Genomic DNA, 14,976 nt, shown 5'->3' on the forward strand with positions numbered 1-14,976 from the left:
TTTTTACATATATTTGATTATCTCCATCTAAATTTGGATGCAATCAAAAAAACAAACTCCTTTAAAAATAATTTTACCTATGTTTTTTAAAAAGAAAAAGAAAATATTGACACAACAAGAGTTTCTTGGCATGATTAAGGAAAAATTGCCTTTAAGTGTTGATAAACTAAAAGTCAGCTATTACTCTGCGGATAGTTTACTGATGGAATATAAAAATAATGAGTTTGTTTTTAACTACGTTAATGAGTATAACAATTATGTAACTGATTCTCTTTCAATTGATGTAATATTTGCAATTATTAGATCTAATTTTCTCACTTATATAGAGCTCCCAAAAGTGAACAGTGAAAAAATTTTTCCGCGCATTGAAAATCAGCAATTCATAAAAGAGAGCGTTAAAAATATTTTTGCTTTTGACAATGTTGTATATAATAAACTTAATGAAGAGTTATATGTTCTTTTTGTTCATGAATATAAAGGTAAAGTTATCCCTGTTCAAAAAAGTGACTTGGTAGATTTGAATTATTCATTAGATGAATTATGGCAGAAGGCAACACTAAATCTCAACAATCTTCCCAATATTCAAAGTCATGACACAGAAGGACTTTTTAGAATTACTGCCGGCGGATTATATGAAAGTAGTTTCATACTTCTGGATTTATTGCTTAAAAGAGAATTCGCTGTTTCTGGAGATATTGTTGTTGCACTTCCTACTCGGGATACCCTTTTTATTACAGGAAGTGAAGATCAGGAGAATCTCTCTAAACTTCGTGATACGATAGATAATATGAAAAAGGAAGGGTGTTCAATAATTTCGGAAAAGTTATTTGTCCTAAACGACTATAATAAATTTGTAATTTTTGAACAAAATGGTACTGTAGACGGACTGTTGTCAGAAAATGAATTTGCGGAACTAATTATAAAAAAGTTAGGTGAAAGAATTGAGGGGTTAAAAGTTATTTCTCAAGATAGATTGCAGATTATTACGGAGTATAGAAATCAGGAACTTAGTTATAAATACAATAAATGTTATGAAGAATATACGAATCATCCTCAGGCACTAGAGCAGATTATGAATTCGTATCTTAATGTAACTTATGATACACATATGTATATAGGAGTTTCTGTAGAATCTTCAAAAATATTTCCAATTATCAGAAATAAGAAATTTTTGGATGTAGTTTCAGAATCCGAGCAAAATTTTGAAAAAATTATTTATGATAGTTACAACGAAGAATTACTTGTTTTTTATATAGAAAACAGAGAAAATTCAATCTATTTTATTAGACGTCCGGATATGATCCATCTGAGCTATTCATTGGAGGATTTAAAAGCTAAAGCACTAGAAAACTTCACTGCTGATTGGAATGTGGAAATTGCTGGAGATGAACACCTTTATGAGGTCACTTCGAAGGGAAAAGAAGCTTCAAGTTTGATTCTGTTAGAAATTTGGAAACAGGATTATTTCTCGTTAATAGGAGATATTGTTATTGCAATTCCTTATCCAAATAAAGTATATGTTACAGGAAGCGAGGATCAGACTAATTTACTTAAAATTTCAGATTTAATAAATGAAATGAAAAAAGATTGGTATCCTATAATTTCCGATAAATTATTAGTATACAGAGGAAAACATTTTGAAGTATTAGAATAAATTTTAATGTTTTTTGTTGAAACAGGAGAGCAAATGTTCTGCCTTCAACCAATAAAGTAAATCCGTCCTTAACCATTTACAACACTGCTGCCGGAGAATACGGTCTGAATGCCGGATTGAGCTGGTTTTTTATCGCTTTATTTTTAGTGATTGTTTATTTTATTATTCAATACAGAGTTTTTAGCGGGAAAATGGATGATATTGGGTATGGAGAACATTGAGTTTGTTTGTCGCGAATTCACGAATTTAATTATAAGAATAGCCGCTGGTTTTAATCAGCGGTTTTTTTTGATTTCGCTAATATCGGGCTTTAGCAAAATGTTTGTTATATTTGGCTAAAGCCGAAAGAGATTTTCAATAGTTTCGTTGGTTAAAACCAACGGCTATTCAAAGCAGATAAGAAAGAGTGAGTAATGAATAATTTATGATTTAATTTTAATTCTATGATGATAAAAATATTTCAGCGAAAGACAAAAGTTAAAGACATTCAATTATTTGAATTTAAAGCGGCAGAGTTATTATCACGGGAATTTCCGGAAATAAAGGAATGTTTAGGGAAAGGAAAATTGAAAATTTATTTTTCAAAAACAGGTATTCTGCTATTAAGACAATCTACAACTGGCGAAATTAGAAGAACCGGTAAAATTATATTTTTTGAACTTTCCGGAATATATTTACTTGAAAAGAAAACTCAAGAAGAAAAAGAAATCAAATTGTTTTATCAGAATAATGTTTTACATCAAATTAAAGTTGATCAGCCTGAAACATTTTATAAAGATTATGATTTGAATTTGATAACAAAGAAAGAGGTGTCAATTAGAAACATATCAATTCAAAATCCAGATTTAAAAATTGTTTCTAAAATATTGTCTTCTTTAAATAAAGAACAATTACAGTTATTAGATTTAGAAGATACGTTTGAAATTGAAGTCAACGAAAAGTTATATTATCCGATTCTGGATTTTGAGAATGGAAATTATATTGCAGTTGATAAAAAAGGAAAAATCTACAGATTAAATCATGACCACGAAGAAAATATAAAAGAAATTTTTAAGAATGTTCATGAATTTTTAGAAGTTTATAAAGGCGTAAAATCTGATTTAGAAATTTATTTTGAATAGACGGGGGGGATTTTTTTTAAAATATTAGGTAACAAAAGGTTCGCTAAAATTGTTGTTTGGCTAAATCTTTTTTGTATATATTTGATTATCCCTAGCCAAAATTGGAGGAAATTCAAAAAACAACCTACTTAAAATTTTTATATCTATGTTTTTTAAAAAGAAAAAGAAATTATTTTCACAAGATGAATTTGCTAAAATTCTTATTGAAAAATTGACTTTAGGTATTGATGGTTTAAAAGTGAATTCTAAAACTAATTTGGAATTTTTTACCGAATATAAAAATAATAAGTATCTATTTAACTATAATGAATTTTACGAAATATACTTAAGCGATCCTAATTCAATTGATGCAATTATAAACGGAGTTATAAAATCTGCTTTTGATGTTCATGCAGGTACTGTAAAAGTGAATATTGAAAAAATTTTCCCGTATATTAAAAACAAAGAATTTGTAAAGGAATATTCCGAAGATTGTTATGAAGGCGATAATTTAATTCGTACACAACTTAATGAAGAAATTTCTGTATTTTTTATTGAAGAACGCGGAGATGAATTTTATCCTATTCAAAAAAGAGATTTGGTAGATTTGAATTATTCATTTGAGGATTTAAGGCAAAATGCAGCAAAAAATCTCACTAATCTTCCAAATATTGAAAAGCATAACACAGAAGGACTTTATAGAATAGTTGCTGGTGGATTTTTTGAATCGAGTTTTATAATTCTGGATTTATTTCTCAGAAGGGAATTCTCTGTCATAGGAGATATTGTTATTGCAATTCCTACTAGCGATACACTTTTTGTTACTGGCAGTGAAGATGAAAAAAATCTCTCTGAACTTCGTGACATTATTGAGAAATTAAAAAATGAAGGACATTCTATTATTTCTAATAAACTATTTGTCTTGAATGACGATAATCAATTAGTAGTTTTAGAAAAGCATTTAGAGGAGCGCTTAATGTATCAGGATTTACAGGAACTCAAGCAAAAAAATGAAATATTATTTGAAAAAGAGTTGTTGACAGCAAATAAATTTGCTGAATTAATTATAAAAAAGTTAAGTAAGAGAATTGAAGGGATAAAAATTATTTCGCGATCTAGATTAAGTATCAATACAGAATACATAGATAGAAAGTATGGTTATACTTATACTAAATGCTATAAGGATTATTTAAAACAACCTCATTTGATTGATGCTACAATTGATAAATATCTTGATCTGCCTTTTGATTTTTTTATGCGAAAAGATATTGTAGAAACTAAAAATATTTTTCCAATATTTAAGGGTAAAGAAGCTGTAAAAATCCTTTCCCAAGATCTTCGGGATTTTGAAAAATTGATTTTCGAACGCTACAATGAAGAATTGTTTATTTATTACATAGAAAATGCAGATAAAGTACATCGTTTTATTCGAAAAAGCGACATGGAAAATCTGAATTATTCAATAGAAGATTTAAGGGCTAAAGCATTAGAAAATCTTACAGCTGTTCCAGAAGTTAGTATTGAAAAGGGCGACGGTTTGTATTCTGTAAAATATAAAGGAGAATTAGCGTCGAGTTTGATTTTAGTACAACTACTTTGGAATAAAGAAAATTTTCCGGTAAGAGGCGATATTGTAGTAGCAATTCCCAATCCAAAAGCGGTGTATGTTACAGGCAGTATAGATCAAAATAATATATTCACAATTAATGAACACATAAAAGAACTCAAAGATAAAGAAGTGGATATTGTTTCTGATAAGTTGTTTGTTTTTAGAGAAAATCGTTTTGAAGTTTTAGAATAAATTTTAATGTTTTTTGTTGAAACAGGAGAGCAAATGTTTTTCCATCAATTAATAATGTAAATCCATCGTTAACGATTTGCAACTCAGCTGCGGGAGAATACGGTCTTAATGCTGGATTGTGTGGGTTTTTATTGCTTTGTTTTTGGTGATTTTTTTATTAGCCGCTAATTACACTAATTTTCACGAATTAATGATATGAATAACCGTTGGTTTCAACCAATGGTTATTATAGAGATAATAAATTTAAAGAATTGGCAAATTATGTTTTTCAAAAATAAACCATCAATCGAAACTGAGTTTTCGGAAAAATTAGATAAAAAAAATGGAATTTGATCCCACATATGATTACAGTCAAACAGATTTGACGGACAGTAAAAATTTAGCTTATTTGAATTTTTACCAGTTGATAATTACATTAATAACGCTTTCGAGCAGTGCAGAAAAACAAACAGAAATTATTGGTTATGGAGCAGTTTGTGATGAAATGGCAATCGATTTTGAATCCTATTTTACCTTAACTGTAAATGAATATAAAAACTTTGATTTATTAAACAATCTACAGCTTGAAAAGCTTAATGAATTAGATTTGTTTCTTGATAATAGAAGCGGAGAGAAATCCCCAGACTTTTGGGATGATTTTTTACTTGAGACAAATCGAGAATGGGAAGTTGTGAGACAAATGGCAAAAGATATTTTAAAATTATTAGAAATGGAAGATTTGAAACTTGAATTCAAAAGAGAAGAAAGATTTGTAGAAACCAATGAAGGGAAAAAATTGGTCATGCAATCGACAAAAACCTTTCTTGTAAGGTAACATGCTAAAATTCGGAATGTTCTAATTACCCAAGTCTGCGTTAGGGATAGAAGCGATATCCTTTTTCTTGCTCCTTTAGCAAGGAAAAGATAAAAGCGAATAGCCCGACCGTAGGGAACGCCCAAAAAATACAAATCCGTTAAGAATAAACGGATTTTTTAGTTTCACCTTTGTCAAAGTTTGAAACTTTGACAAAGATTACTCTACAAGTGAACTAAATTGAAAATATTTAAAAATCTACACAAATCTGCCTCCCGATAGCTATCGGGACTGCGTGATGCGGTAAACTCTAAAATAAAACTTCTTTCGTAATAATATAAAATCCCATTACGAGAACAAACCATCCAAAAAGCGGTTTTAGTTTTGTGCCGTCGATTTTTTTAGAAAGCTGACTTCCTATTAACATTCCGAGAAGTGCCATGCCGGAAACGCCTAATAAAAACGGGTAATTTATGGGAGTTCCTATATATAAATCGCCTCCAAAACCAATGGATGAATTTATGGTGATAATTAATAATGATGTTCCAACGGCTTGTTTCATTGGTAATTTTGCAAAAAATAAGAGTGCAGGAATAATTAGAAATCCGCCGCCGGCACCGAGAAATCCTGTTACAATTCCGACTAGAAACCCGATTGCGCTCAATTGCGGATAATTGGTTTCGCAATTTTTAATTTCAGGCAGGTTTTTTCGAATCATCGATAAAGCTGCAGTGATCATTAAAACTGAAAAAACAATCATGATCAGGAAATCTTTTGAAACAGAATATGAAGCTACCGAAAATAGGGTAGAAGCAATTTGAGGAAATATAACTTCGCGGATTATCAGAATCGAAATTACAGAAGGAATCGCAAAATACAACGCCGATTTTAGTTTTAGATTTCCCATTTTGTAATGGCTGTAGCTTCCAAATAATGCGGTTACTCCAACAATAAAAAGAGAATAAGAAGTTGCCTGATCGGGGTTTACATTAAATAAATACACAAGAATAGGAATGGTCAAGATCGACCCGCCGCCGCCAATTAAGCCAAGCGAAATTCCGATAATGATTGAAGCAAAATAGCCAAAATATTCCATTGTATTTGTTTTGATGCAAAGTTGCTTTGGAAATTATAAATCTACAGTAACATTTATCACAGAAGGATGTTTTTGTTTTGCCACGAATTTCACGAATTTCACGAATTTATATGTGTGCATAAATTTTAAACACATAGACGCATAGATTTTTTTCTTAGTGAGAGCTTTAAATAAATAATATATTATTTACACATAGCTATGTGTATTGGGGTAAGTGAAACGCCTTTTATAGACTTATTAAAGCTATCCCGTCCCGAAGTTTCGGGATCGGGACTATGTGTTTAGATAATTAGTGTTAATTCGTGAAATTCGTGTTCAGTAATTCAATTTGGTTTCGGTTGAGTTTGACCAAACCGCGCTGTTCCATTTTTTTTAATAATCTGGAAACAACTTCTCGCGAAGTGTTTAATTCGGTTGCGATTTCCTGATGCGAAAGTTTTACTTCAGAACAGCCGCAGGCATCAGAATGTCTTTTTAGGTAAAATTCTAAACGCTCATCCATAGAACGGAAAGCGATATTGTCCACCACTTCTAAGACTTCTTCAAATCGGCTTCGATATGTTTCGATTACAAATTCGTACCAGGAACGGTGCTCCATCATCCATTTGTCCATCATTTGCAGCGGAATCATCATGACAGAAACGTCTTCGACTACTTTTGCCATGATTTGGCTTTTTTCGCTTTTGGTAGTGCAGATCATCGAGATAGCACAGGCTTGTCCCGGCTGTAAATAATACATTAAAAACTCGCCGCCGTCTTCGCCTTCACGATAAATTTTGATTTTTCCTTTTGTAATCAGAACAGTATTTTTTATGTATTGTCCGGTACGCATTAAAATTGTTCCGGATTTAAAATCCTGATGACTTCCATTTTCTTCAATAGTGGCAATAAGTTCGCTGGAGAAATTAGGAAAGATGGCTTTTAATGAATTTTGCATGTATTGTATTGTTTTCTTGCCACGAATTACACGAATTTACACAAATCAATTCGTGAAAATTCGTGGCAAATATTTTTAATCATAATAATCTTTTAATCTGTGGCAAAACAAATTTCAGCATGAATAATTCGTGTGATTCGTGGTGAACACTTTTATTAAAAAGAGATTAAAAATTATAATTTTCTACAAAGATAACAGATTGAATTGGGATTAATTATCAGAAAACTATATTTAAGACCAATTTTATGTAAATGAAAAAATCCTATTTTCTATCGATTTTATAGACTGAAATTTTAAAAATAGTGAGTAAATTTGTAATTCATTGATTATAATACTTTCTCTAAAACGTTTTCTGAGAATAATAATCGAAATCGCATTTGGCACGTTTTTAATTAATAGAAACGTCGTAATTTTACAAAAAACACATATTATGAATTTATCACAAGAAGATTGGGTTAATCAGCTTGCTGCTGACGAGAATGCAGTTATACTGGACGTAAGAACTGAAGACGAATTTAATGACGGCTATATTGAAAATGCTTTAAACATTGATATCAATAAAGGTCAGGGTTTTATTTATGAAATCGAAGAATTAGATAAAAATAAAAACTATTATGTGTATTGTCGTTCTGGAGCCAGAAGCGCTAAGGCATGCCAGGTTATGAATGAGTTAGGTATTAACAATGCCTACAATTTACTTGGCGGGATACTGGATTGGGAAGGCGAAACCGTACAACCATAAAAAAGAAGAAGAGGCATAAAAGCCTCTTTTTTCTTTAAAATGCTATTAATAACCAAAAAAATTACCAAAGATGAGTTTAATACCGGAAGAGTTTGAAATTAAAACCCTTATAAATCAAGATACTTACCTTGTAAATGGAGAGTTGAAACAATGGACTGGGCAGACTACGCCCGTTTTTTCGACTATTTCTTCTACAGAAAAATATACGCCTACTTTATTGGGATCTATTCCTTTTATGGCAGAAAAAGAAGCAGCAGAAGTTGTTGAAGCTGCAAATGCTGCTTATGACAAAGGGCAGGGTTTATGGCCGACTATGAAAGTGGCCGACCGCATAAAATGCATGGAGAATTTTGTTAGGCAAATGAAAGAAACCCGCGAAGAAGTGGTGAAACTTTTGATGTGGGAAATTGGAAAAAACCTTGGTGATTCGCAAAAAGAATTTGACAGAACGGTAGAATATATTTACGATACAATCGCCAGTTATAAAGAATTAAACGGACGCAGTTCGCATTTTGAAAAAGTACAAGGTGTAAACGCCATGATTCGCCGCGGACCTCTTGGAGTGGTTTTGTGTCTTGGACCTTACAATTATCCATTAAATGAAACATTTTCTTTGTTGATTCCGGCTTTGATTATGGGTAATACTGTTATTTTTAAACCTGCTAAACATGGGGTTTTATGTATTTCTCCACTTTTAGAAGCATTTAGAAGCAGTTTTCCAAAAGGTGTTATCAATATTGTTTACGGAAGAGGCCGCGAAGTAGCATCACCAATTATGAAATCTGGTAAAATTGATGTTTTGGCATTAATTGGAAATAGTAAATCGGCGATTGCTTTGCAGGATCAGCATCCGAATAAAAACAGACTTCGTTTGATTTTAGGTCTTGAAGCTAAAAACCCGGCAATTATTCTTCCGGATGCCGATTTAGATCTGGCTATTCAGGAATGTATTACGGGAACTTTATCTTTTAACGGACAACGTTGTACGGCCTTAAAAGTACTATACGTTCACGAATCAATTATAGAAGAATTCAATAAAAGATTCTCTGAAAAAGTTGATGCTTTGCAATTTGGAAATCCGTGGGAAAAAGGAGTGTCTTTAACACCGCTTCCAGAAACAGATAAACCAGATTATATTCAGGGATTAATTGACGATGCAACAAGCAAAGGCGCAAAAATCCTGAATGAAAAGGGAGGAAAACATACAGACAATTTTATTTTCCCGGCTGTTTTATATCCGGTAAACAGCAAAATGCGTGTGTATCACGAAGAGCAGTTTGGTCCTGTAGTTCCAGTTATTTCTTTTAAAGATATTCAGGAACCATTAGAAGATATGGCAGAATCTAATTATGGACAGCAGGTAAGTTTGTTCGGAAAAGACATTAAAACTCTGGCGCCGCTTATCGATGCTTTAGTAAACTTAGTTTGCCGTGTAAACCTGAACAGTTCTTGCCAAAGAGGACCAGATGCGTTTCCGTTTACAGGACGTAAAGATTCTGCTGTAGGAACTTTGAGTATTCCAGATGCTTTGCGTTCTTTCTCAATTCGTACGTTTGTCGCTTCAAAAGATATCGCTTATAACAATGAAATTCTGCAGGAATTGCTAAACAGCAAAGAATCAAATTTCATTAATACCGATTATATTTTGTAGCATCAAGGTTATATATTAATTATAGAAGCCGTCTTTTTCTTTAGAATTAGACGGTTTTTCTTTTTTTGAATAAAAAATTTAAGGATAAGTTTTTTTAGAATTTTGAAGCTTTAATATTTTTTTGTGTAAAAAGTATATTTTATGGAGATTTGTAACATTGTTTAAAAAACGAAGTCCTATATAAAAGAATTTAAAATCAGAAGTACCAAAAACAGGCTTATGAAAAAACTATCATTTCATTTTTTATTAATTGCCTTTTTGTTTTTAGCACAAACAAGCTTTGCACAAGAGTTGTATATGCCTAGAAATATAAAAGAAGCGTTTACAAAAGGAACGCGTTCTCTGGACGGAAAACCAGGAAAAAACTATTGGCAGAATCATGGCATTTATACTATGGAAATTGCTGTTGAACCTAAAACAAGACTTGTAACCGGATCTGAAACTATAGTTTACCAAAATAACAGCAAAGACACTTTAAAAACTTTGGCTGTCAGATTTGTAAATAATCTTCATAAACCTTCTTCGCCTCGCGGATCGGCTGTCAGCAGTGATTTTTTAAGCGAAGGATTAACCATAACTTCTTTAAAAATAGAAAACGAAGTTTATAAAGAAGATGCAAGAAGCTGGGGAACAGTTGGTACAGTGAAATTAAAAAAACCGTTGCTGCCAAATTCTAAAACAACAATCAATATAGACTGGAATTATCCTTTATCGATAGAGAGCGGGAGAGAAGGGCAGATAGACGAAACTACTTTTTTTGCAGCGTATAGTTATCCTCGTATTTCTGTTTACGATGATTATAACGGATGGGATTTACTGCCTCATACAGATCGCCAGGAGTTTTATAATGATTTTAATGATTATAAATTTTCAGTAAAAGCTCCAAAAAATTATGTGGTATACGCAACAGGAGACCTGCTTAATCCAGATGAGGTGTTGCAGCCAGAATTTGCTTCTCGTTTAAAAAAATCTTACACGACAGACGAAATTTTGCACATTGCAAATGAGCAGGAAATGAAAAATGGAGTAGTTACCAAACAATATGAATGGAATGTATGGAAATTTGAAGCAAGAAACATTTCTGATGTCTGTTTTGGTTTAAGTGATCATTATTTGTGGGATGCAAGCAGTGTGATAGTTGATAAAAAAACAAAACGACGCGCGAGTGTTCAGGCAGCGTATGATATAAAAGGAACTGATTTTGTAAATTCGGTAAAAAACAACCAATATGCTTTAGACTATTTTTCTCATAATTGGCCAGGAGTTCCGTATCCGTTTTCTAAAATGACCGCTTTTCAGGGTTTTGCCGATATGGAATATCCAATGATGTGTAACGATTCGCAAATGGGCGAAGCCGTTTTTGCGCAATTGGTGCAAGATCATGAAGTTGCGCATACTTATTTCCCTTTTTACATGGGAATCAACGAAACGCGTTATGCTTTTATGGACGAGGGCTGGGCAACAACTTTTGAATATCTGATAGGAATTGCAGAACATGGCAAAGAGGCGGCAGATAAATTCTACAAAAACTTTAGAGTAAAAAAATACATCAGTGATCGTTCTGCAGAACAAGATCAGCCTATTATAACCATGTCAACGCAGGTTTCTGGCGCGGGATACGGAAATAATTCATACGGAAAAGCTTCTCTGTCGTATCTTGCCTTAAAAGATATGCTGGGCGATGATTTATTTAAAAAAGCACTTCATGAATACATGGACACCTGGAACGGAAAACATCCGATTCCGTGGGATTATTTTAATTCTATTAATACCGCTTCTGGCAAAAATCTGAATTGGTTTTTTAATAATTGGTTTTTTACCAACAACTATATCGACGTTGCAGTCAAAAATGTTTCTGCAGATAATAAAACAATTACGATAGAAAATGTCGGAGGATTTGCAATTCCGTTTGACGTAAATGTAGTATATGCAGATAACTCAAAAGAAACCTTGCATCAAACACCTGCAGTTTGGGAAAAGAATGAAAAAACAGCAAAAATTGCTTTAAAAGGAACAAAAAAAATCAAGCAGATCGATTTGGATGGCGGTATTTTTATGGATGCTTCTCCTAGAAATAATATCTGGAAAGCAAAATAAATTACTAAATACGATATTTAAAACGTCTTTTTCTACCCGGAAAAAGGCGTTTTTTATTTGTAATGAAAAATGTGTTAAAAAAACATATGTTTATCTAAGATTAAAAAAGTATGTTTGCTGAATCCCCAAACCTATTAATTTAATTATAATGAGAGTACTTTTTATTACATTATTGATTACTTTTCAAACTTTTGCTCAAAACGATTCTAAAACTTCATTTCAGAAGGGCAGATATGAACTGGCTGTTTCCTACTACAAAAAAGCCGATTTCGTTAAAGCTATTGATTTGTTTTCTATCGCCTCCAAAATTAAACCTGAAACCGAGATTGGTCAGGAAGCTGCTAAAAAAGTAGATACCTTAAAAGAAATTTTGAGGAAAGATATTTTAGAAAAAGCAGTTGGAACATGGAAAGATGCCGGCGATAAACCAGTCTGGTCAAGCGATGCGGTTAATACTGCTGACGAAAAAACTTTTGATGAAACAATTGAAATTACACAGACGCAGATTTTATTTTCTCAAATAGATAAAAAGTCACACGCAAAAAAACTTATCAAAACAGAGAATATAGTGTATAACGATACTAATAATTCAGGATCTCTATATTCTGAAATCGTTCTCTCAGATGGAAGTATTTGGAATTGTATGATCAATGAAAAAGGAGATATTCTCCGCGTTATTAATGTTGCGAAGAAAACCGAAAATGGTATTGAAAAAATACAGACCAACAATTTGGAACATTACTTTATGAAAATCTAGTATAAAAGGAATCTAATTTTTAGATTCCTTTTTTTTATTTCAGTTTTTAAATTAGTTAGTTTTGTCTAAAGTAAATTAAAATGGAAATAAAAGCAATCGAAGCTTCAGAAACCTGGATGATACGGCATGAAGTAATGTGGCCGGAGCATCCTATAGCATTTGTAAAATTAGAAGAAGATAAATTAGGATTGCATTTTGGAGCATTTGATAATGGAAAGTTAATCTCGATAGTTTCGTGTTTTATTACTGAAGATGAAATGCAATTTAGAAAACTAGCCACTCTAGAAGCGTATCAGGGAAAAGGAATTGCATCAGAATTATTGCAGTATATTTTTCAGATTGCAAAACAAAAACAACTCAGGAAAATTTGGTGTAACGCCAGAATGAATAAAAAATCATTTTATGAGAAGTTCGGAATGGTAGATACGCATAAAAATTTTATGAAATCAGGCAAGGAATTTACAATTATGGAAATTTTAATTTAACAGAAAATCTTTAAAATTTTTAAAGCTATATGTTAAGTTATTGATTTTTTCTTTTCTAGTTTTTATTATTGGTGAATTTTCTGCATTATTTTATATTTTATTAATCTAATAAACCGGCATGAAAACGTTTTCGTTAATATCTCCGTGTTAAGACTTTCTTATTTTATTTTTTTTATTCCAATCTTTTATTACTTTCGCACCCAAATGAGAAAGTTAATAGTATTTTTAACATTTATGAATTTGCTTCTGCTTGGCGGAGGCCAATATCTTAATGCCAATACGCTAAACAATTCTCACCATCATCTTGAGCATAAGCACCGCGTAAAATTTACGAATCAGGATCGAGGAACTTCTATCATAGAAGATGCCGATTTGGATCTTGAAGAGGATTTAGTGGGAAATGATGATGGCGGACTTACAAATAAATTCTACGCTGTAAATTACAGCATACTAGACAGCTGGTATCTGACATTCTCTGGTCAGTCTGCTGTAAATGATTACAATCGTTTTAAAATCTTCGAGCCGCTTTATGGCCAGTCAAATCCTATCTACATTACACTTCGTGTTTTAAGAATTTGATTTACAAGTATACATCGGTTGCCTAAGCTGCGATCCTGAATATCTTGTTGATGTATTTTTTCTACTTCTTCTTATATGAAATTTAAGGTCAGACTTACGGTCTTCTGGTGCATTTTTTCATCTCAGGGAATCTCTGTATTCCAAGCAAATCCAATCGCTTAAATTTCTATTAAATCATGAAAAGAATTATCTTGTTCACGGGCTTATTTGCCCTAGTGTGCCTAACTAGCTGTACATCTAAAAAAGAAGAAAAAGAAGAAGTGGAAACATTTACGGTAACAAATCCGGTAAAAATTGACACTTCATTTACAAAAGAATACGTTTCGCAGATCAAATCGGTCCGAAACATCGAGCTGCGTGCCCAGGAAAAAGGGTTTTTACAAAACATTTATGTTGACGAAGGGCAGTTTGTAAAAGCTGGACAGCTGTTATTTAAAATAATGCCCAATATGTATCAGGCAGAATTATTAAAAGCTCAGGCAGAACAAAAATCGGCAGAAATTGAACTTCAAAATGCTAAATTATTAGCAGATAAAAATATCGTTTCTATAAACGAATTGAGCGTGGCTCAGGCAAAATTGCAATCTGCAAAAGCTGAAGTTTCACTTGCAAAACTTCATTTATCCTTCACAGAAATCAGAGCTCCATTTGATGGAACAATTGATAGAATTCCTTTAAAATTAGGAAGTCTGATTGATGAAGGCGAATTAATGACAAGCCTTTCAGACAACAGTCAGATGTTTGCTTATTTCAATGTTTCAGAACCAGAATACTTACAATATCAAACAGATGTAAAAGACCGTGCAGAAACTAAAGTTAATTTGGTTTTGGCAAACGGACAGATTTTTAAAGAAAAAGGAAATGTAGAAGTTATAGAAAGTGAGTTTAACAACGAAACAGGAAATATTGCTTTTAGAGCAAGATTCCCAAACTCCGGAAAATTACTTAGAAACGGCGAAACAGGACAAGTACAAATGCTTGTACCTCTTAAAAATGCTATTGTAATTCCGCAAAAAGCAACTTACGAAATTCAGGATAAAAAATATGTTTTCCTTATAGATAAAAATAATAAAGTAAGCTCAAAAGAAATCAGCATAACTGGAGAAATTCCAGATTTGTATGTAATCAGCACCGGACTTACAGAAAATGATAAAATATTACTGGAAGGAGTTCAAAAAGTTAAAGATGGAGACAAAATTAAGTTTGAATTTAAATCTCCTAAAACGGTATTGAATAATTTACGCTTAAAAGCAGAATAGGTTAATAGGTTTAATCATTAAAAAA

13 protein-coding genes and 1 pseudogene are annotated in these 14,976 nt (G+C 32.0%); 12 read left to right on the forward strand and 2 right to left on the reverse strand.

Features of this window, described 5'->3' with window-relative positions:
• Positions 1-37 precede the first annotated feature (37 nt).
• From B0A68_RS14080 to B0A68_RS14095, 5 genes and pseudogenes are all read left to right on the forward strand, one after another.
• The gene (locus tag B0A68_RS14080; protein WP_051892420.1) at positions 38-1,654 is read left to right on the forward strand and encodes a hypothetical protein; all 1,617 of its coding nucleotides are present in this window, start codon (positions 38-40) and stop codon (positions 1,652-1,654) included.
• A gap of 32 nt (positions 1,655-1,686) precedes the next feature.
• A pseudogene (locus tag B0A68_RS24725) lies at positions 1,687-1,875 on the forward strand (cytochrome d ubiquinol oxidase subunit II); the annotation flags it as partial.
• Positions 1,876-2,097: 222 nt separating this feature from the next.
• Positions 2,098-2,775, forward strand: a complete 678-nt coding sequence (locus tag B0A68_RS14085; protein WP_123947515.1) for a hypothetical protein — start codon at positions 2,098-2,100, stop codon at positions 2,773-2,775.
• 145 nt (positions 2,776-2,920) lie between these two features.
• Positions 2,921-4,555: a DUF1444 family protein gene (locus tag B0A68_RS14090; protein ID WP_035680191.1), complete on the forward strand. Its 1,635-nt coding sequence runs from the start codon at positions 2,921-2,923 to the stop codon at positions 4,553-4,555.
• A gap of 322 nt (positions 4,556-4,877) precedes the next feature.
• Positions 4,878-5,369 (forward strand): hypothetical protein, encoded by a 492-nt coding sequence (locus B0A68_RS14095; RefSeq protein ID WP_035680188.1) that lies wholly within the window; start codon positions 4,878-4,880, stop codon positions 5,367-5,369.
• Between the two features lie 289 nt (positions 5,370-5,658).
• Here B0A68_RS14095 and B0A68_RS14100 read toward each other — a convergent pair whose 3' ends face one another.
• Both B0A68_RS14100 and B0A68_RS14105 read right to left on the reverse strand, forming a co-directional pair.
• Positions 5,659-6,444, reverse strand: coding sequence for a sulfite exporter TauE/SafE family protein (locus B0A68_RS14100; protein WP_035680185.1), 786 nt, complete (start codon positions 6,442-6,444; stop codon positions 5,659-5,661).
• Positions 6,445-6,739: 295 nt separating this feature from the next.
• Complete coding sequence (locus B0A68_RS14105; protein ID WP_035680183.1) at positions 6,740-7,381, reverse strand: Crp/Fnr family transcriptional regulator; 642 nt, start codon at positions 7,379-7,381, stop codon at positions 6,740-6,742.
• 430 nt (positions 7,382-7,811) lie between these two features.
• Between B0A68_RS14105 and B0A68_RS14110 the strand changes: the two genes are divergently transcribed.
• The 7 genes from B0A68_RS14110 to B0A68_RS14140 all read left to right on the forward strand — a co-directional run bounded on the left by B0A68_RS14110 (position 7,812) and on the right by B0A68_RS14140 (position 14,951).
• Positions 7,812-8,123 (forward strand): rhodanese-like domain-containing protein, encoded by a 312-nt coding sequence (locus B0A68_RS14110; protein ID WP_035680182.1) that lies wholly within the window; start codon positions 7,812-7,814, stop codon positions 8,121-8,123.
• A 70-nt stretch (positions 8,124-8,193) separates the two neighbouring features.
• Complete coding sequence (locus tag B0A68_RS14115) at positions 8,194-9,774, forward strand: NADP-dependent glyceraldehyde-3-phosphate dehydrogenase (protein WP_035680181.1); 1,581 nt, start codon at positions 8,194-8,196, stop codon at positions 9,772-9,774.
• A gap of 219 nt (positions 9,775-9,993) precedes the next feature.
• A complete protein-coding gene (locus tag B0A68_RS14120; RefSeq protein WP_035680180.1) occupies positions 9,994-11,871 on the forward strand; it encodes a M1 family metallopeptidase in 1,878 nt (625 codons plus the stop codon).
• Positions 11,872-12,019: 148 nt separating this feature from the next.
• Positions 12,020-12,628, forward strand: a complete 609-nt coding sequence (locus B0A68_RS14125; RefSeq protein WP_035680179.1) for a hypothetical protein — start codon at positions 12,020-12,022, stop codon at positions 12,626-12,628.
• A gap of 80 nt (positions 12,629-12,708) precedes the next feature.
• The gene (locus tag B0A68_RS14130; protein WP_035680175.1) at positions 12,709-13,113 is read left to right on the forward strand and encodes a GNAT family N-acetyltransferase; all 405 of its coding nucleotides are present in this window, start codon (positions 12,709-12,711) and stop codon (positions 13,111-13,113) included.
• Positions 13,114-13,317: 204 nt separating this feature from the next.
• The gene (locus B0A68_RS14135; RefSeq protein ID WP_035680173.1) at positions 13,318-13,692 is read left to right on the forward strand and encodes a hypothetical protein; all 375 of its coding nucleotides are present in this window, start codon (positions 13,318-13,320) and stop codon (positions 13,690-13,692) included.
• A 176-nt stretch (positions 13,693-13,868) separates the two neighbouring features.
• Entirely contained in the window at positions 13,869-14,951 is a 1,083-nt protein-coding gene (locus tag B0A68_RS14140; RefSeq protein ID WP_035680170.1) for an efflux RND transporter periplasmic adaptor subunit, read from the forward strand.
• Positions 14,952-14,976 lie beyond the last annotated feature (25 nt).

Source organism: Flavobacterium reichenbachii, assembly GCF_002217435.1.
GTDB lineage: Bacteria > Bacteroidota > Bacteroidia > Flavobacteriales > Flavobacteriaceae > Flavobacterium > Flavobacterium reichenbachii.

Excerpts from the sequence above, each read along its gene's own strand:
- B0A68_RS14080 (WP_051892420.1), top strand. The coding sequence starts at position 38 with ATGCAATCAAAAAAACAAACTCCTTTAAAAATAATTTTACCTATGTTT.
- B0A68_RS14085 (WP_123947515.1), top strand. The coding sequence starts at position 2,098 with ATGATGATAAAAATATTTCAGCGAAAGACAAAAGTTAAAGACATTCAA.
- B0A68_RS14090 (WP_035680191.1), top strand. The coding sequence starts at position 2,921 with ATGTTTTTTAAAAAGAAAAAGAAATTATTTTCACAAGATGAATTTGCT.
- B0A68_RS14095 (WP_035680188.1), top strand. The coding sequence starts at position 4,878 with ATGGAATTTGATCCCACATATGATTACAGTCAAACAGATTTGACGGAC.
- B0A68_RS14100 (WP_035680185.1), bottom strand. The coding sequence starts at position 6,444 with ATGGAATATTTTGGCTATTTTGCTTCAATCATTATCGGAATTTCGCTT.
- B0A68_RS14105 (WP_035680183.1), bottom strand. The coding sequence starts at position 7,381 with ATGCAAAATTCATTAAAAGCCATCTTTCCTAATTTCTCCAGCGAACTT.
- B0A68_RS14110 (WP_035680182.1), top strand. The coding sequence starts at position 7,812 with ATGAATTTATCACAAGAAGATTGGGTTAATCAGCTTGCTGCTGACGAG.
- B0A68_RS14115 (WP_035680181.1), top strand. The coding sequence starts at position 8,194 with ATGAGTTTAATACCGGAAGAGTTTGAAATTAAAACCCTTATAAATCAA.
- B0A68_RS14120 (WP_035680180.1), top strand. The coding sequence starts at position 9,994 with ATGAAAAAACTATCATTTCATTTTTTATTAATTGCCTTTTTGTTTTTA.
- B0A68_RS14125 (WP_035680179.1), top strand. The coding sequence starts at position 12,020 with ATGAGAGTACTTTTTATTACATTATTGATTACTTTTCAAACTTTTGCT.
- B0A68_RS14130 (WP_035680175.1), top strand. The coding sequence starts at position 12,709 with ATGGAAATAAAAGCAATCGAAGCTTCAGAAACCTGGATGATACGGCAT.
- B0A68_RS14135 (WP_035680173.1), top strand. The coding sequence starts at position 13,318 with ATGAGAAAGTTAATAGTATTTTTAACATTTATGAATTTGCTTCTGCTT.
- B0A68_RS14140 (WP_035680170.1), top strand. The coding sequence starts at position 13,869 with ATGAAAAGAATTATCTTGTTCACGGGCTTATTTGCCCTAGTGTGCCTA.